Source organism: Salibaculum halophilum (genome assembly GCF_002094885.1).
Taxonomy (GTDB): Bacteria; Pseudomonadota; Alphaproteobacteria; order Rhodobacterales; family Rhodobacteraceae; genus Salibaculum; species Salibaculum halophilum.
This window is the reverse complement of record NZ_MSIT01000006.1, coordinates 65,162-82,933: the sequence shown is the minus strand read 5'-3', so window position 1 is coordinate 82,933 and position 17,772 is coordinate 65,162. Positions and strand designations below refer to the sequence as shown.

The 17,772-nt window shown below is 67.9% G+C and carries 17 protein-coding genes; 12 read left to right on the top strand and 5 right to left on the bottom strand.

Features of this window, described 5'->3' with window-relative positions; genetic code table 11:
* Positions 1–24: 24 nt before the first annotated feature.
* Positions 25–957 carry a choline ABC transporter substrate-binding protein gene (choX, locus tag BU124_RS04945; RefSeq protein WP_084861347.1) on the bottom strand — a complete coding sequence of 311 codons (933 nt, stop codon included), beginning with the start codon at positions 955–957 and terminating at the stop codon, positions 25–27.
* Positions 958–1,050: 93 nt separating this feature from the next.
* On the opposite strand from choX, the gene betI reads away from it, so the two are divergent.
* From betI to BU124_RS04925, 4 genes are all read left to right on the top strand, one after another.
* Complete coding sequence (gene betI, locus BU124_RS04940; RefSeq protein ID WP_084861346.1) at positions 1,051–1,638, top strand: choline-binding transcriptional repressor BetI; 588 nt, start codon at positions 1,051–1,053, stop codon at positions 1,636–1,638.
* 54 nt (positions 1,639–1,692) lie between these two features.
* A complete protein-coding gene (gene betB, locus BU124_RS04935; RefSeq protein WP_084861345.1) occupies positions 1,693–3,147 on the top strand; it encodes a betaine-aldehyde dehydrogenase in 1,455 nt (484 codons plus the stop codon).
* Positions 3,148–3,157: 10 nt separating this feature from the next.
* Positions 3,158–4,798, top strand: coding sequence for a choline dehydrogenase (gene betA / locus BU124_RS04930; protein WP_084861344.1), 1,641 nt, complete (start codon positions 3,158–3,160; stop codon positions 4,796–4,798).
* 87 nt (positions 4,799–4,885) lie between these two features.
* On the top strand, positions 4,886–5,125 hold the full coding sequence (locus BU124_RS04925) for an HP1242/YdcH family protein (RefSeq protein ID WP_084861343.1): 240 nt from the start codon (positions 4,886–4,888) through the stop codon (positions 5,123–5,125).
* A gap of 18 nt (positions 5,126–5,143) precedes the next feature.
* Here the strand turns inward: BU124_RS04925 and BU124_RS04920 are convergent, their stop codons facing one another.
* The 3 genes from BU124_RS04920 to BU124_RS04910 all read right to left on the bottom strand — a co-directional run bounded on the left by BU124_RS04920 (position 5,144) and on the right by BU124_RS04910 (position 8,341).
* Positions 5,144–5,614 (bottom strand): SRPBCC family protein, encoded by a 471-nt coding sequence (locus BU124_RS04920; RefSeq protein ID WP_084861342.1) that lies wholly within the window; start codon positions 5,612–5,614, stop codon positions 5,144–5,146.
* 55 nt (positions 5,615–5,669) lie between these two features.
* Entirely contained in the window at positions 5,670–7,064 is a 1,395-nt protein-coding gene (locus BU124_RS04915; protein WP_084861341.1) for a helix-turn-helix domain-containing protein, read from the bottom strand.
* A 62-nt stretch (positions 7,065–7,126) separates the two neighbouring features.
* Positions 7,127–8,341, bottom strand: coding sequence for a multidrug effflux MFS transporter (locus BU124_RS04910; protein ID WP_084861340.1), 1,215 nt, complete (start codon positions 8,339–8,341; stop codon positions 7,127–7,129).
* A 204-nt stretch (positions 8,342–8,545) separates the two neighbouring features.
* Between BU124_RS04910 and BU124_RS04905 the strand changes: the two genes are divergently transcribed.
* From BU124_RS04905 to BU124_RS04880, 6 genes are all read left to right on the top strand, one after another.
* Positions 8,546–10,078 (top strand): acyl-CoA carboxylase subunit beta, encoded by a 1,533-nt coding sequence (locus BU124_RS04905; protein ID WP_084861339.1) that lies wholly within the window; start codon positions 8,546–8,548, stop codon positions 10,076–10,078.
* A 90-nt stretch (positions 10,079–10,168) separates the two neighbouring features.
* Positions 10,169–10,543: a DUF6497 family protein gene (locus BU124_RS04900; protein WP_084861338.1), complete on the top strand. Its 375-nt coding sequence runs from the start codon at positions 10,169–10,171 to the stop codon at positions 10,541–10,543.
* A gap of 85 nt (positions 10,544–10,628) precedes the next feature.
* Positions 10,629–10,988 carry a hypothetical protein gene (locus BU124_RS04895; protein WP_179141864.1) on the top strand — a complete coding sequence of 120 codons (360 nt, stop codon included), beginning with the start codon at positions 10,629–10,631 and terminating at the stop codon, positions 10,986–10,988.
* A 331-nt stretch (positions 10,989–11,319) separates the two neighbouring features.
* Positions 11,320–11,523 (top strand): hypothetical protein, encoded by a 204-nt coding sequence (locus BU124_RS04890; RefSeq protein WP_084861336.1) that lies wholly within the window; start codon positions 11,320–11,322, stop codon positions 11,521–11,523.
* 93 nt (positions 11,524–11,616) lie between these two features.
* Positions 11,617–13,614 carry an acetyl-CoA carboxylase biotin carboxylase subunit gene (locus BU124_RS04885; protein WP_084861335.1) on the top strand — a complete coding sequence of 666 codons (1,998 nt, stop codon included), beginning with the start codon at positions 11,617–11,619 and terminating at the stop codon, positions 13,612–13,614.
* A gap of 4 nt (positions 13,615–13,618) precedes the next feature.
* A complete protein-coding gene (locus tag BU124_RS04880; RefSeq protein ID WP_084861334.1) occupies positions 13,619–13,975 on the top strand; it encodes a hypothetical protein in 357 nt (118 codons plus the stop codon).
* Positions 13,976–13,982: 7 nt separating this feature from the next.
* Here BU124_RS04880 and BU124_RS04875 read toward each other — a convergent pair whose 3' ends face one another.
* Complete coding sequence (locus BU124_RS04875; RefSeq protein WP_084861333.1) at positions 13,983–14,447, bottom strand: DUF4174 domain-containing protein; 465 nt, start codon at positions 14,445–14,447, stop codon at positions 13,983–13,985.
* Between the two features lie 178 nt (positions 14,448–14,625).
* Here BU124_RS04875 and BU124_RS04870 point away from each other — a divergent pair, with 178 nt between their 5' ends.
* Together BU124_RS04870 and scpA are read left to right on the top strand one after the other, a co-directional pair.
* On the top strand, positions 14,626–15,612 hold the full coding sequence (locus BU124_RS04870; protein WP_084861332.1) for a hypothetical protein: 987 nt from the start codon (positions 14,626–14,628) through the stop codon (positions 15,610–15,612).
* Positions 15,587–17,713, top strand: a complete 2,127-nt coding sequence (gene scpA, locus BU124_RS04865; RefSeq protein WP_084861331.1) for a methylmalonyl-CoA mutase — start codon at positions 15,587–15,589, stop codon at positions 17,711–17,713. The genes BU124_RS04870 and scpA overlap by 26 nt, the downstream gene beginning before the upstream one ends.
* Positions 17,714–17,772 lie beyond the last annotated feature (59 nt).

Sequence of the window (17,772 nt, the reverse complement as noted above, 5' to 3'; positions counted from 1 at the left end):
CCGGACGGGACGGCCCGGTGCCGATCACATGCCCAGCGCGGCCGAGACGGCCTCGGCGGCTTCGCCGCCCTCGCGGGTCGTCACGCCGTCGAGCCAGCCCATCACGACATCGGGGTTGTCCGACATCCAGGTCATTGCGGCCTCGGTCGCGTCGGCCCCGTCATTGAGGATCGCGCCCATGATCTCGTTCTCCATGGCCAGCGTGAATTCCAGGTTGCTCAGGAAGGTCCCGAGGTTCGGGCAGGCCTCTGCGTAGCCGGCGGTGGTGTTGGTATAGACTGTCGCGCCCCCGAGGTTGGGGCCGAACCAGTCGTCGCCGCCTTCCAGGTAGGTCATGTCGTAATTGGCGTTCATCGGGTGCGGCTCCCAGCCCAGGAACACGACTGGCTCGTCACGCGCGCTGGCGCGGCCGACCTGCGCCAGCATCCCCGCTTCGGAGCTTTCGACAACCTCGAAATCGGCCGCGCCCAGCCCGAAGGCGTTGTCGGCGATCATGTCCATGATCAGGCGGTTGCCGTCGTTGCCCGGCTCGATGCCGTAGATCTCGCCGTCCAGCGCCGCGGCGTTGTCGGCGATGGCGTCGAAACTGGTGATGCCCAGCTCGGCCCCGGCGGCATTGGTGGCCAGAGTGTATTTCGCGCCTTCCAGGTTGGCGCGGATCGTGTCGACCGTGCCCGCCTCGCGGTAGGGGGCGATGTCGCCCTCCATCGTGGGCATCCAGTTGCCCAGGAACACGTCCACGTCGCCCTCGGCCAGCGAGGTGTAGGTGACGGGCACGGACAGCACCTTGGTTTCGGTGTCGTAGCCCAGCGCCTCGAGCACAGCGGTCGTCGCGGCGGTGGTGGCGGTGATGTCCGTCCAGCCCACGTCCGAGAACGTGACGGTTTCGCAGTCGGCCTGTGCGCTGGTGGCTGCCGTGGCCGCGCAGATGGCGAGAACGGAAAGCGAGGATTTCATGGAAGTCTCCCTGGTTTTGGTTGGCGTTTTCTTGATTGACGAGTCAATAAAGAACAGACTAGCTTTTGCAATGCAAGTCGTGACGAGGACAGGATGCCAAAGCTTGGCGCAGAGCCTATACGCAGGGAGGCGCTGGTAAAAGCCACCATCGCCGAGATCGGGGCCAGCGGCAGCCTTGACGTGACCGTGTCGCGCATCGCGCGGCGGGCGGGCATGTCCAGTGCGTTGGCGCATCACTATTTCGGCGGCAAGGAGGACATCTTTCTCGCCGCCATGCGACACACGCTGACGGTCTACGGGGCCGAGGTGCGCGGCGCGCTGGCCATGGCCGGCCCGCCGCGCGAACGTCTCGAGGCGATCGTGCGCGCCAGCTTCGCGACATCGAATTTTCACAAGGAAATCATCGCCGCTTGGCTGAATTTTTACGTTCTTGCGCAGAAAAATGAAAGCGCTGCGCGACTTCTGACCGTGTATCAGCGGCGGCTGCGATCGAACCTCTTGCACGATCTGCGCCCGCTGGTCGGTGCGGCCGCCCCGGCGGCGGCCGACCGTCTGGCGGCGCTGATCGACGGTCTCTACCTGCGCGCGGGGTTGTCCGACGATGCCGACCTCGCCGCCGAGGCAACCGCGCTGGCCCTGGGCCAGATCGCCACGGACGTGCCCCCAGCCGCGACCGTCTGAGCCCCGCGCGGCACCGGCCGGCGCGGAATCAACGCGCCACGAAAGGAAAGTCTCATGATCGACCCGCAACCCGAGGGCAGCCATTTCATCGATGGGGCGCATGTCGAGGATGGCACCGGCGCCGAGATCCCGGTGATCTACCCGGCCAATGGCGACCGCATCGCGACGCTGCACGCGGCCACCGACGCGGTGGTCGAGCAGGCGCTGGCCGCCGCGAAACGCGCCCAGCCCGAATGGGCCGCCCTGAGCGGTACCGAGCGCGGCCGGGTGCTGCGCCGGGCCGCCGACATCATGCGCGACCGCAACCGCGAGCTGTCGGAACTGGAGACCCGCGACACCGGCAAGCCGCTGCAGGAAACGCTCGTTGCCGATGCCACCAGCGGGGCCGACGCGTTGGAATACTTAGGCGGCCTCGCCGCCAGCCTGACCGGCGATCACATCCCGCTGGGCGCGGATTTCGCCTATACCCGGCGTGAACCGCTGGGTGTCTGTGTCGGGCTGGGGGCCTGGAACTATCCCACGCAGATCGCCTGCTGGAAGGCCGCGCCGGCGCTGGCCTGCGGCAATGCGATGATCTTCAAGCCGTCGGAAACAACCCCGCTTTCGGCGCTGCAGGTGGCCGCGATCCTGCACGAGGCGGGCCTGCCGCCGGGCGTTTTCAACGTGGTGCAGGGCCGGGCAGGGGCCGGGTCCCTGCTGGTCAACGATGACCGGGTCGACAAGGTCTCGCTGACCGGGTCGGTGCCCACGGGGCGCAAGGTCTACGCCATGGCCGCGGCGGGCATTAAGCACGTCACCATGGAGCTGGGCGGCAAGTCGCCGCTGGTAATCTTCGACGACGCCGACCTGGAAAATGCCGTCAGCGGCGCGATCCTCGCCAATTTCTATTCCTCGGGCCAGATCTGTTCCAACGGCACGCGGGTCTTCGTGCAAAAGGGTATAAAGGACGCGTTTCTGAAACGTCTGACCGAACGGTTGGACGGCGTGAAGATGGGCGACCCGCTGAACGAGGCGGTCAACTACGGCCCCCTTGTCAGCGCCGGGCAACTCGAGATCGTCGAGGGCTACATCGCCAAGGGGATCGCGGAAGGCGCCCGCCTCGTGGCCGGTGGCAAGCGGGTGGGCCGTGCGGGATATTACCTGGAACCCACCGTCTTTGCCGAGGTCACCGACGACATGACCATCGCGCGCGAGGAAATCTTCGGCCCCGTGCTGTCGCTTCTGGACTTCGACACCGAGGACGAGGTGCTGGCGCGCGCCAATGACACCGAGTTCGGCCTGTCCGCCGGGGTGTTCACCCGCGACCTGGCCCGCGCGCACCGCATGGTCGCCGGGTTCGAGGCCGGGACCTGCTACATCAACAGCTACAACGACGCGCCGGTCGAGGCCCCCTTCGGCGGCACCAAGATGTCCGGCCTGGGCCGCGAGAACGCCCGCGACGCGATCGAGCACTACAGCCAGAAGAAGTCCGTCTACGTCCGCATGGGCGATGTCGAGGCCCCGTTCTAAGGAAAACCGAATGCAGGCTGACTACGTCATCGTCGGGGCCGGCTCGGCGGGCTGCGCCATGGCCTATCGGCTGGCCGAGGCCGGCAAATCCGTGCTGGTGATCGAATACGGCGGCTCGGACGCGGGGCCGCTCATCAACATGCCGGGCGCGCTGTCGTTTCCGATGAACATGCGCCGCTACGACTGGGGCTACCGGACCGAGCCTGAGCCGCACCTGGGCGGGCGGCGGCTGGCCTGTCCGCGCGGCAAGGTGATCGGCGGGTCATCGTCCATAAACGGCATGGTCTACGTGCGCGGCCATGCCCATGATTTTGACCACTGGGCCGACAGCGGCGCCGAGGGCTGGGGGTATGCCGACGTCCTGCCCTATTTCCGGCGCATGGAGGACTGGCACGACGGCGGGCGCGGCGGCGACGCGGCCTGGCGCGGGCAGGGCGGACCGCTGCATGTCACCCGCGGGGCTGGAAAGAACCCGCTGGTGCAGGCCTTCATCGAGGCGGGCGCGCAGGCGGGTTACGCGCGCACCGACGATTACAACGGCGAAAAGCAGGAGGGCTTCGGCCCCTTCGAGGCGACGATCTGGCAGGGCCGGCGTTGGTCCGCCGCCTCGGCCTACCTGCGGCCGGCGCGAGCCACCGGGCGCTGTGACGTGGTGTCGGGGCTGGCGGCGAAACTTGTCATCAAAGAGGGCCGTGCGACGGGCGTGAAACTGACCGACGGGCGGGTGATCTCGGCCCGGGCCGAGGTCATCGTCGCCGCCTCGGCGATCAATTCGCCCAAGCTGCTGATGCTGTCCGGCATCGGCCCGGCGGCGCATCTGGCCGAGCACGGCGTCGCGGTCGTGGCCGACCGCCCCGGCGTGGGCCGCAACCTGCAGGATCATCTTGAGCTTTACGTGCAGATGTCGGCCCGGGGCCGGGCGAGCCTATACAAGTACTGGAACCTTGCCGGCAAGGCCTGGGTCGGGGCGCAATGGCTGTTCGGCCGTCGCGGCCCCGGGGCCAGCAACCAGTTCGAAAGCTGCGGGTTCATCCGAAGCCGGGCGGGCGTGGCCTACCCGGACATCCAGTTCCATTTCCTGCCGCTGGCCGTGCGCTACGACGGCAAGGGCGCGCAAGAGGGGTTCCAGGCGCATGTCGGGCCGATGCGGTCGAAATCGCGCGGGGCGGTCACGCTGCGTTCAAGCGATCCGCAGGCGGACCCGCGCATCCGGTTCAACTACATGTCCCATCCCGACGACTGGGCCGAGTTCCGCACCTGCATCCGGCTGACCCGCGAAATCCTGGGGCAAGCGGCGTTCGACCCCTGGCGGGGCGAAGAACTGGTGCCGGGGCCGCAGGCCCGGACGGATGCCGCCCTCGACGCGGCGATCCGCGAGCATGCCGAAAGCGCCTATCATCCCTGCGGCACCTGCCGCATGGGCCGGGCCGACGACGCGGAGGCCGTGGTCGATCCGCAGGGCCGGGTGATCGGGGTCGAAGGCCTGCGCGTGGCCGACAGTTCGATCTTTCCGCGCATCCCCAACGGCAACCTCAACGCGCCCTCGATCATGGTGGGCGAGAAAATCGCCGATCATGTCCTCGGTCGCCGCCTGCCGCCGGCCAACGACCGGCCCTGGGTGCATCCCGACTGGCAGACGGCGCAGCGATAGGCGCGGCCCTTTGATCCCTGTCAATGTGGCCCTGACCGACGGCCCCTAGGCTCGACGCGTAATGTCGCGAACGGAAAAGGAAATCACATGTCGCATACCCCGCACGAGCTGGCCGAGGAATTCCCCGACCACGTCGAGACGATCCATCGGCTCAAGGTCGAGGACGCGCATTTCGCCAAGCTCTTCGACGACTACCACGAGGTCAACCGCGCGGTGCATCGTGCGGAAACGGACGTGGAACCCACCGACGATCTGCACATGGCCGAATTGCGCAAGCAGCGCCTGGCCCTGAAGGACGAGATCTGGACCGAATTGCAGAAGGCCTGACCGGGCCGGGCGGCGCGCTCAGGCCGCGTCGCCCGGGTCGTCCCCTCGGGGGCCTTCGACCTGCGCCTTGAAGTTCTCGAAGAACGAATCCGCCATCTTGCGCGCGAAGCCGCCCACCACGCGGTTGCCCAGTTGTGCCAGCTTGCCGCCGACCTTGGCCTCGACGACGTAGGACAGTTCGGTGCCCGCCTCCACCTCCGCCAATGACACGTCGGCCGATCCCTTGGCAAAGCCCGCGACACCGCCCTTGCCCTCGCCCACGAGGGTATAGCTGTCCGGCGCGGCGACGTTTTCCAGCGTGACATGGCCCTGGAAGGTCGCCTTGACCGGGCCGACCTTCTGCTTGACCGTGGCCTGGAACCCGTCTTCGGGGGTGCCGGTGAGGTCCTCGCAGCCGGGGATGCAGGCCTTGAGCGTCTCGGCATCGTTGAGATGGGTCCAGACCGTGTCGCGGTCGGCCGCGATGACCTGTGTGCCGCTCAGTTCCATGGCGCGCTCCTCCTGCGTTCTGCCGGGTCCATCTGTCCCGAAAGCCGCGCCTGCGTCAATCGACCTGATAGGGCAGCATCCCGCGATGGTTCGGATCGACGCGCAGCGGCCGTTCCAGCGGCGGGACCGAGCGTTGCGGGCAGTTGCGCCGCTCGCAGATGCGGCAGGAAATGCCGATGGGTTCAAACGCCTCGGCGTGACCTGTGGGCATGTCGTCAGCATAGGTCAGCGCGCCCGCGTGCTTGACCTCGCAGCCCAGCCCGATGGCATAGCGCCGGGTCGGGATGCCCCAGGCGCCGCCGGGCTTGGACACGTCGCGCGCCAGGCAGAAATAGCGCACCCCGTCCGGGGTCTCGGCCAGTTGCCGCAGCCAGCGGCCCGGCGTCTCGAAGGCGCGGTGCACGTTCCACAGCGGGCAAGCCCCGCCGAAGCGGGCGAATTGCAGTGTCGTGGCCGAATGGCGCTTGGTGATCGTGCCCGCCTGGTCCACGCGCACGAAGAAGAAGGGGATGCCCTTGGCGCCGGGGCGTTGCAGGGTGGAAAGTCGGTGCGCCACCTGTTCCAGCGAGGCGCCGAAGACGTCGGCAAGGCGTTCCAGGTCGTGGCGCGTCTCCTGCGCGGCCTCAAGGAACGCGCGGTAGGGCATCAGCGCGGCCCCAGCAAAGTAGTTGGCCAGCCCGATCTTGGCGATGGAGCGGGCCTGTTCGCTCTGGAAGCGGGCGAAGTCCAGCGTCGCCTCCAGCAGCTTGTCCCGGTCGAGCAGGGCCAGTTGCAGCAGCATTTGGAACACCTGCGTCGCCGGCGCGGCGGTGCGCGCCAGCGTCAGGGTGCGGGTTTCCTCATCATAGCGGCGCAGCTCCGGCGCGCGGCTGCGGGTGATCGTGACGCCGTGGCGCGCCAGCGCCGCCTCGGCCGCGGCGGCGATGTCCGGCCCGGCGCGGCCGGCAAACCCTTCGGCGGCGCGGTCGACGGCGTCGATGTAGTTGTCGCAGTAATGGAAAAAATCGCGGACCTCTTCCCAGGGGCTCGGCTGCAGGCGGCTGTCCTCGCGGCCCAGCGCCTCGTCGAGGCTGGCCAGGCGCTCGTGCGTCTGGCGATAGGCGGTGTGCAGGTCGAGAAAAGCGCGCGCCAGTGCCGGCGCGTTCGAGGCGGCGAGCCGCAGGTCCGAGGGCGGCGGCGCGGGGCCGGTGAAGACAGGGTCGGCCAGCGCCTCGCGCATGTCCGAGACCAGCCGCGCCTCGTCGCCCGATTGCAACTCGGTCACGTCGAAGCCGAACTCCTGCGCCAGCGCCAGCACCACCGTGGTCGAGACCGGGCGGTTGTTGTTCTCCATCTGGTTGAGATAGGGTAGCGAGACGCCCAGCTTTTCGGCAAAGGCCTTTTGCGTCAGGCTGATGCGTCCGCGCAGCTCGCGCAGCTTGGCCCCGGCATAGAGTTTCTGGGTGGACATGGGTGTGCCTTTGCAGATTAGCTTGGCGCAAGCCTAGCCTTTGCAAATGACACGCGCAACGATCAGCGCCCCAGCCGCGCCGTGCGCCGCATGACCAGCCCGATCGCGGCCATGGCCAGCAGGGAGGTGACGAACATGATCGCCTGCAGGGGCAGGGCGCCGGTTTCCTTGGTCAGCAATGTGCCCGCCGCCGCCGAGAGCAACGCCCCGCCGCCGATCATGATCGCCCCGCCCAGTCCGCTGGCCGTGCCCGCCAGGTGCGGGCGCACCGACAGCGACCCGGCGGTGGCATTGGGCAGCATCAACCCGTTGCCCAGCCCCAGCGTGGTGCAGAAGCCGAAGAACAGCAGCGGATGCGACAGCCCCGCCAGCGTCAGGACCATCGACAGCCCCATGCCCGCGCTGGCCACGCCGGTGCCGATCAGGATCATCCGGTCGATCCCGAGGCGGACGGAATAGCGCCCCGACAGCCCGTTGCCCAGCGCGTAGCCGATGGCCGGCGAGCCCAGCGCGATCCCGGTCCAGAAAGGTGACAGGCCAAAGACCGCGCCGGCCACGAAGGAGGCCCCGCCCAGCAGCGCGAAAAAGGCCCCCGATCCGAAGGCGGCGCAGGCGACATAGCCCCAGAACCGCGGCGAGGTCAGAAGCTCGGGGTAGGTGCGCATCTGGGCGCGGAAATCCATGCCGGAGCCGGCCACGGTCTCGCCCAGGTCATGATAGGCCAGCGCCAGAACGCCCAGCCCAGCCAGCGCGAGAAAGGCGAAGGAGGCATGCCAGCCAAAGGCCTGGTCCAGCGCCCCGCCAATGGCCGGGCCGATCATCGGCACCAGCGCCATGCCCATGGTGACATAGCCGATCATCGAGGCGGCCTGGTCGTCGGGCACCATGTCGCGCACGATGGCGCGCGATAGCACCATGGTCGTCACCACCGCCGCCTGAAGCAGGCGGAAGGCCAGGAAAACCTCGACCGTGGGGGCCATCACGGCCCCCAGCGTGGCCAGCACGAAGATCGCCAGCGCGCCCAGCACCATGGGGCGGCGCCCGAACCGGTCGGCCAGCGGGCCGACGAAGATCTGCAGCACCGCGGTGGCCGCGAGGTAGCCCGAGACGGCCAGCTGCATCACCGCGTAATCCGTGCCGAAATAGACCGTCATGCCGTTCAGCGACGGCAGGAAAATCGACATGTTCAGCGCGGCAATCCCGGCCAGCAGGATCAGCGTGACGAGATGCGGCGCGGTCCGACGGTCGAGGAACCGGACGAGGGGTTTCGTTGTCATGAGGGCGAGCTAGCGGGCGTCGGGGGGCCTGTCCATGCACAGTTTGGCGGCAATCAGTGCACAGGGGTAGCGTCAGCGGGGATTTTGCGGATTTGCCGAATGCCGAACTGGCAAATCATGACATTTGCAAATTTGCCAATCGGGACTCGGATTTTGCCCTGCACCCGGATAGAAGCGGCGCAACCAAGGCGAGGGGCAAGACGCATGACCGATATTCTCCAGCAACTGGAAGACCGCCGCGACGCGGCCCGCATGGGCGGCGGCGCCAAACGGGTCGACGCCCAGCACGCCAAGGGCAAGCTGACCGCGCGCGAACGCATCGAGCTGCTGCTCGACGAGGGCAGCTTCGAGGAATACGACATGTTCGTTGCCCACCGCTGCATCGATTTCGGCATGCAGGACAACCGCCCCTACGGCGACGGCGTTGTGACCGGCTGGGGCACGATCAACGGCCGGCAGGTCTATGTCTTTTCGCAGGACTTCACCGTGCTGGGCGGATCGGTCAGCGCGACCCATGCCCAGAAGATCTGCAAGATCATGGACATGGCCATGCAGAACGGCGCGCCGGTCATCGGCATCAACGACTCGGGCGGCGCCCGCATCCAGGAAGGCGTCGACAGCCTGGCCGGCTACGGCGAGGTTTTTCAGCGCAACATCGAGGCCTCGGGCGTGATCCCGCAGATCAGCGTCATCATGGGGCCCTGTGCCGGCGGCGCGGTCTATTCCCCGGCCATGACCGATTTCATCTTCATGGTGAAGGACAGCTCCTACATGTTCGTCACCGGCCCCGACGTGGTGAAAACCGTGACCAACGAGCATGTCACGGCCGAGGAACTGGGCGGCGCGGGCACCCATACCAAGAAGTCCAGCGTCGCCGACGCGGCCTTCGAGAACGATGTCGAGGCGCTGGCCGAGGTGCGCCGCCTCGTCGATTTCCTTCCCTTGAACAACCAGGAAAAACCGCCCCGGCGGCCCTTTTTCGACGACGTGGGCCGCATCGAGGACAGCCTAGACACGCTGGTGCCGGAAAACCCCAACATGCCCTATGACATGAAGGAGTTGATCCACAAGATCGGCGACGAGGGCGATTTCTACGAGGTCCAGTCGGAGTTCGCCAAGAACATCGTCACCGGCTTCATCCGGCTGGAGGGCCAGACCGTGGGCGTCGTGGCCAACCAGCCCATGGTGCTGGCCGGCTGCCTGGATATCGACAGTTCCCGCAAGGCCGCGCGCTTCGTGCGGTTCTGCGATGCCTTCGAGATCCCGCTGCTGACGCTGGTGGACGTGCCCGGCTTCCTGCCCGGGACGGGGCAGGAATACCGCGGCGTCATCAAGCACGGCGCAAAGCTTCTGTTTGCCTATGGCGAGGCGACGGTGCCCAAGGTGACCGTCATCACCCGCAAGGCCTATGGCGGGGCCTATGTCGTGATGAGTTCCAAGCACCTGCGCGGCGATATCACCTATGCCTGGCCCACCTCCGAGGTGGCGGTGATGGGCGCCAAGGGCGCGACCGAGATCCTTTATCGCTCGGAACTGGACGACGCCGAGAAGATCGCGGCGCGCACTGCGGAATACGAGGACCGCTTCGCCAATCCCTTCGTGGCCGCCGAACGCGGGTTCATCGACGAGGTGATCCAGCCCCATTCGACCCGCAAGCGGTTGTGCCGGGCGTTTGCGGGGCTACGGGGCAAGCAGCGCAAGATGCCCTGGAAGAAACACGACAACATCCCGCTCTGAGTTGACGCAGGGGCAGGGGGCGCTGCCCCCGTCGCGCAAGCGCGACTCCCCCGCGGTATTTTCCACCCAAAGAAGCACGGTCGCCTTTCGATGATCCGCCCTCTCCTGTCCGCCCTGATGCTCGCGGCCGCACCGGCGGTCGCCGCGCAGGACCTTGCTGTGCCCTCGGGCCAGCCGCTGGAGCTGATGGAACGCCGGATGGAGGAGGCCCCGGCGATGGCCCGGTTCCGGTTCCTCGCGCCCGAACTGGAGGCGCGGGGCTTCGCGGCCGTCGCGGAGGATTTTGCCGCGCTCTGCGACGGCTACGCCCGCCCGACGCTGGCCGCCGAGGGGGTCGCGGTGGACAGGGTAGTGATCTCGCTGTCCGCCCAGGAGGTCCCCTTTGGCGAAAGTGCGCCCGAGATCACCCAGTTCTTCGAGGTTTTCCGGCTGTCGGAGGACGGCTGCATCTGGGAGTATTTCTGATGCGGTGCCAGTCCCTTGCACGTCGGCTGTGGAGCCCGGCCTGCCGCTGGACGATCACGCGTTCGCTGACAACAGGGGTTGCGTGATGGAAAAGCATCGGGGCTTTCCCGGCCGGCTGCCCGGCACAGATTACCAGTTCACCCTGCGCCGCCCGGCCAAGGGCACGCCGCCCGCGCTGAAGCGGCGCGAACGCTACGCCGATCGCCGCCCGGCCGATCGCAAGGCCGACGCGGGGTTCCTCTGGGCGCTGATCGAACATTTCGGCGAGGCGCCCTTCGTGCGCGGCAACCTGGATGCCGGCCGGATCAACTGGCTGTTCGGGCGCGAGGTTGTTCCGGCGGAAGACCCCTTCGACCCCGAGAGCTACGACGCGCTGCTGCGGGTCGATCTGGCGGCTGCCCGGGCCGCATACCCCGAGATTTTCGAACCCGGGTGGGCGCCATGATCGGCGGCTTTTGGCGCAGCGGAGCACAATCCTGGCGGGAATTGGCCGAAATGCCCGCCCCTTTGCAGCGGGGTGGTGACGGATCGGGACTGAAGTGGGACGATTGGACTGCGGGCGGCCCCCAACTGTCCGAATATTGTCAAGACCATTGCCCTTCCCCTCGTCGGCTCGATCGCCCCGCGATCGGGCCGACACTCTTTTGCTGCCGGGCGGCGACGGCGGCGGAGCAATTCCGCCTGATCCCCGGCCGCGCGCAGATCACAGTTGTATTTTTGCGCAAAAAGTCCGAGTCTGCCGCGTACCGGGCAAACAAGGAAAAGGGCAGTTCCCCATGTTCAAACTCCGTCTCGTTCTCGCCTGTCTGGCGGTGGCCGGTCTGTCGGCCTGCCTCGACAACGATCTCGAACGCGGCCTCGCCGGGGCCGCGGGTGGTGCGGTTGTTGCCGACGCGGTCGGCGGCGATCCCGTCACCGGTGCCGTCGCCGGCGGTGCCGCGGGCGCACTGTGCGACGAATTCACCTATCGGTGCCGCTGACCTGACCGCGCCCGGTCCGGGCGCCCGACCCCAACCCACCGCCGCTCCGGGTGTCCCCCGGGGCGGCGGTCTTGCGTTTGAAGGACCGTAGCCATGTTCAAGAAGATCCTGATCGCCAACCGGGGCGAGATCGCCTGCCGCGTCATCAAGTCCGCCCGCCGCATGGGGATCGCCACGGTGGCCATCTACTCGGACGCGGACAAGCACGCGCTGCATGTCCGCATGGCCGACGAGGCGGTGCATGTCGGCCCGGCCCCGGCGAACCAGTCCTACATCGTGATCGAGAACGTCCTGCGCGCGATCCGCGACACCGGGGCGGAGGCGGTGCATCCCGGCTATGGCTTCCTGTCCGAGAACGCGCGCTTCGCCGAGGCGCTGGCGGCCGAGGGCGTCGCCTTCATCGGTCCGCCAAAGGGCGCGATCGAGGCCATGGGCGACAAGATAACCTCCAAGAAGCTGGCCAAGGAGGCCGGGGTGAACACCGTGCCCGGCGTCATGGGCCTGATCGAGGATGCCGAGGAGGCGGTGAAGATCAGTCGCGACATCGGCTATCCGGTGATGATCAAGGCCAGTGCCGGCGGCGGCGGCAAGGGCATGCGCATCGCCTGGGACGACGACGAGGCGCGCGAGGGCTTTCAAAGCTCGAAGAACGAGGCGGCCGGGTCCTTCGGCGACGACCGCATCTTCATCGAGAAATTCGTCACCCAACCGCGCCATATCGAGATTCAGGTGCTGTGTGACACCCACGGCAACGGCATCTACCTGGGCGAGCGGGAATGCAGTATCCAGCGGCGCAACCAGAAGGTCATCGAGGAGGCGCCCAGCCCCTTCCTCGATGCGGCCACGCGCAAGGCCATGGGCGAACAGGCCTTGGCCCTTGCCCAGGCGGTGGATTATGCCAGCGCCGGCACGGTGGAATTCATCGTCGATGGCGACAAGAACTTTTATTTCCTGGAAATGAACACCCGCCTGCAGGTGGAGCACCCGGTGACGGAACTGATCACCGGCGTGGACCTTGTCGAACAGATGATCCGCGTCGCGGGGGGCGAGGTTCTGCAACTGGCACAGGACGACATCACGCTGACCGGCTGGGCCATGGAAAGCCGGCTCTACGCCGAGGACCCCTATCGCGGTTTCCTGCCCTCGATTGGGCGGCTGACGCGCTATCGCCCGCCCGAGGAGGTCGCCCAGGCCAAGCGCGCCGTGCGCAACGATACCGGCGTGTTCGAGGGCGGCGAGATTTCGATGTATTACGACCCGATGATCGCCAAGCTTTGCACCTGGGCGCCGGATCGCGCCACGGCGATCGAGGAGATGCGCATCGCGCTGGACAGTTTCGAGGTCGAGGGGATCGGCCACAACATCCCCTTCCTCGCCGCCGTCTATGACCACCCGAAGTTCACCAGCGGCGAGATGACCACCGCCTTCATCGCCGAGGAATACCCGGAGGGGTTCGAGGGCGTGACCCTGCCCGAGGCCGAGTTGCACCGCGTTGCCGCGGCCGCGGTCGCCATGTACCGGGTTTGCGAGATCCGCCGCGCGCGTATCTCGGGGCGCATGGGCAACCATGAACGCCAGGTCGGGCAGGACTGGGTGGTGACCCTTCAGGGCGCGGCCTTCTCGGCCCGGGTCACGGCTGACCGCGCGGGCGCCGATGTCACCGTCGAAGACAGGACCTGCCGCGTCGAGGGCGACTGGACCCCGGGACAGTCGCTCGCGCGGATGACGGTCGATGGCGCGCCGTTGGTCATGAAGTCCGAGCTGATCTCGGCCGGGTTCCGCCTGCGCTATCGCGGTGCCGACCTGCGGGTGAACGTGCGCACCCCGCGCCAGGCCGAACTGGCCGCGCTGATGCCGGAAAAGCTGCCGCCCGACACCTCGCGGATGCTGCTCTGCCCGATGCCGGGCATGGTCGTTAAGGTCGATGTCGAGATCGGCCAGCAGGTTCAGGAGGGCCAGGCGCTGTGCACCGTCGAGGCGATGAAGATGGAGAACATCCTGCGCGCCGAGAAGACCGGCGTGGTGGCGCAGATCAACGCCGGGCCGGGCGACAGCCTGGCCGTCGATGACGTGATCATGGAATTCGAGTGATCCCGTGACGCGACGCCATCATATCGCGCTGGTCTACCTGTTGGCCTACGTGGCCGGGGTGGGCACAGCATTTGGCGTGATGCGGGTGCAGGCCGGGGCCGGCCCGGTTCCGCCGGGGCTGTGGCTGCTGGCCGCGCCCATGGCCGGGCTGGCCGCCTTTGCCGCCGTTTTCGGGCTGGGCCGGGGCCGGGCGCTGCGCGCGGCATTCTGGACGTTTGCCCTGCTCGGGCTGGCGGCGCTTTGGCTTCTGGCCTTCCTGTTGATCCGGCTGGGCGTGGCGCCGGTGCCGGTGCTGGGCCTGATCGTTATCGCGCTTCTGCCCGGCGGCATGGCGCTGGCGCTACGTGGCGGGGGCCGCTGATGTCGCCTCAGATGCCGCGTTCCGCGTCGATCTCCTGTTGCCGCAGCGGCATCTTGTCGATGGAGCGGGAAATCTCGCGCGCGGGCCAGGGGGCCGGCTTGCGCAGTTCGACCTCGCCGTCCTTGCCCATGATGACCAGCATGAAATCGCGCGGGCGCAGGCGCTCGCGCAGGGGCGACAGCGTGTCGGGGTCGGTGTCGGTGATGATGACGACCTCTCGTTCGATCAGCGCGTCGGGCCGCTGGGACAGCAGGTCGAGCTGCTGGCGCAGGCGCGGATCGTTCGGGCTGTTGGCAAAAATCACTAGCGGCCGCGCCAGCCACTCGAACTCCGTCACGTCCACCTCGCCGGCCTCGAAGACGCGCATCGGGTCGTCTTTCCAGAGCTCGACGGCCGAGGGGGCCCCGTCCTCCTGCGCGATGGCCCCCGTGGCGAGGAACCCCGCGATCACAATAGCGAAAATCCGTGGCATGCCGTCTCCCTTCGAACCAGACATAGTCGGTCCGGGCGCGAAATCGAAGGCTTTGCACGCCGCTGCCCGTAACAATTTTACCATTAAGGCGATTGTCAGACCGCGCCTTCATTGCTGTCCCCGGGCTGGCGCGCCGCAGGCGCGTCCGGTCGGTGACATGATGAAAGGACCAAGGCACATGGATATCCTGCTCCATTTGGGCGCCCACCGCACGGCAACCACCGGGTTCCAGGCGTTTCTCTGGGCCAACCGGGCGGCGCTGGCCGCTTCCGGGCTGACACCCTGGACCCCGCGGCGCACCCGCGACGGATTGCTCGACGGGCTGATCCGCCACCCGATGCGCGTGACCCTGACCGACGACAGGCGCGCGGCCCGCGCCGTCGGGCGGTTGCGGCTGGAGTTCGACAGGCTCGACCGCGCCGGCCAGTCGGCGCTGCTGATCTCCGAGGAGAACCTGCTGGGCACGATGATGAACAACATCGAGGATCGCGGGCTCTATCCGTTCCTGCTGGACCGGATGGCGCGTTACGCGGCCGCCTTCGACGGGCGGGGCCTGCATGTCGGGCTGGGCATTCGCGACTATGCCGACTACTGGGCATCCTGCCTGGGGTTCGCCATCGGTCGGGGCCATCCCGCGCCCGACCGCGCGCTGCTGGATTGCCTGGTCACGCAGCCGCGCCGCTGGCGCCACCTGGTGCGCGAGATCGCCACCGTCTTTCCTGCAGCCCGTATCACTGTCTGGACCCACGAAGCCATGGCAGGACGCGCCCGCGATGTCACCGCCGCGCTTTGGGGGCAGGGGGGGCCGGCCGGGCTGACCGACCCGCGCGACCGGCACAATCGCGGCCCCGGCTATGACGCGGTGGTCGAGGCGCTGGCCCTGCGCGGCGAGACCCTGCCCGAGGCCGTAGACCGCCAGAGCGCCGGGCGCTGGATGCCCTTCGACGCCGACCAGCACGCGGTGCTGCATGCGCAATACCGCCGCGACCTGGCGTGGCTCGACGCCGGGGCCGAGGGGCTGGCGGTTCACCTCGACGGGCGGACACCGCCCGCGACACCGCACAGGCCGGGCCCGCCCGGCGAAAGGACCCTGCGCGTGGTGCCGGCACCCGGCCCCGCGCCAAACGGAGGACAGAAACATGGGATCGAAAAAGGAGTGGGCTGACCGCGCCGAAAAGGAACTGCGCGGCCGCCCGCTGGACGAGTTGACCTGGAAGACGCTGGAAGGCATCGAGGTCCAGCCGCTCTATACCGAGGCGGACACCCGCGACCTGCCGCACATGGGCACCCTGCCGGGCGAGGAGCCCTTCACCCGCGGCGTACGCTCGACGATGTATGCCGGCCGGCCCTGGACGATCCGGCAGTATGCCGGCTTTTCCACGGCCGAGGAATCCAACGCTTTTTATCGCAAGAACCTCGCGGCCGGGCAGCAGGGCGTCTCGGTCGCCTTCGACCTGGCCACCCACCGCGGCTATGACAGCGATCACCCCCGGGTCGAGGGCGATGTGGGCAAGGCCGGCGTGGCCATCGACAGTGTCGAGGACATGAAGGTGCTGTTCGACGGCATCCCGCTGGACAAGGTCAGCGTCTCGATGACGATGAACGGCGCGGTGATCCCGGTGCTGGCCAGTTTCATCGTGGCGGGCGAGGAACAGGGCCACGACAAGGCGGCGCTGGCCGGGACGATCCAGAACGACATCCTCAAGGAGTTCATGGTCCGCAACACCTATATCTACCCGCCGGACCCCAGCATGCGGATCGTGTCCGACATCATCGCCTATACCAGCGCCGAGATGCCGCGCTTCAACTCGATCTCGATCTCGGGCTACCACATGCAGGAAGCCGGGGCGAACCTGGTGCAGGAACTGGCCTTTACCCTGGCCGACGGGCGCGAATACGTCCGCGCGGCCATCGCCGCGGGCATGGACGTGGACAGTTTCGCGCCGCGGCTGTCGTTCTTCTTTGCCATCGGAATGAATTTCTTTATGGAGGCCGCGAAACTGCGCGCCGCGCGCACGCTCTGGCACCGGATCATGACCGAGCTGGGCGCCGAGGCCGAGAAATCCAAGATGCTGCGCACGCACTGCCAGACCAGCGGCGTGAGCCTGCAGGAACAGGACCCTTACAACAACGTCGTGCGCACCGCTTACGAGGCCATGTCGGCGGTGCTGGGCGGCACACAGTCGCTGCACACCAACGCGCTGGACGAGGCCATCGCACTGCCCACCGAATTCAGCGCCCGGATCGCGCGCAACACCCAGTTGATCCTGCAGGAGGAAACCGGCGTGACCAACGTGGTCGACCCGCTGGCGGGGTCCTACTACGTCGAGAAGCTGACCCACGACCTGGCCGAACAGGCCTGGGCGCTGATGGACGAGGTCGAGGAGATGGGCGGCATGACCCGCGCCGTGGCCAGCGGCATGCCCAAGCTGCGCATCGAGGAAACCGCCGCCACCCGCCAGGCCATGATCGACCGGGGCGACGAGGTCATCGTCGGGGTCAACAAGTATCGCAAGGATCACGAGGACCCCATCGACATCCGCGACGTCGACAACGCCCGCGTGCGCGACTCGCAGGTCGCCGCGTTGCACCGCATCCGCGAGAGCCGCGACCAGGACGCCTGCGACGCCGCCCTGGCAGAGGTGACGCGCCGCGCCCGCGAGGGGGGCAACCTGCTGGCCGCGGCGGTGGAGGCCGCGCGCGCCCGCGCAACCGTCGGAGAGATCAGCATGGCCATGGAAAAGGAATTCGGGCGCCACCGCGCCGAGGTGAAGACGCTCGCCGGAGTCTACGGCGCCGCCTACGAGGGGGACGCGGATTTCGCCGCCATCCAGGAAGCGGTCGATGCCTTCGCCGCCGAGGAGGGCCGCCGCCCGCGCATGCTGGTGGTCAAGATGGGCCAGGACGGCCACGATCGCGGCGCCAAGGTCATCGCCACCGCCTTTGCCGACATCGGGTTCGACGTGGACGTCGGCCCGCTGTTCCAGACCCCGGAGGAGGCCGCGCAGGATGCCGTGGACAACGACGTGCACGTCATCGGCATCAGCAGCCAGGCGGCAGGGCACAAGACCCTTGCACCGCGGCTGATCGCGGCGCTCAAGGCGGCCGAGGCCGAGGAGATCATCGTGATCTGCGGCGGGGTGATCCCGCAACAGGATTACGACTTCCTGAAAGAGGCCGGGGTCAAGGCGATCTTCGGGCCGGGCACCAACATCCCCGAGGCGGCCAAGGATATCCTGCGGCTGGTCCGTGCGGCGCGGGGGTAGGCGGCCGGGGCGGCCCCGCCGGCTGGCGCCGAGCGTGCCCGCCCGGCCGTTGCCCTTTC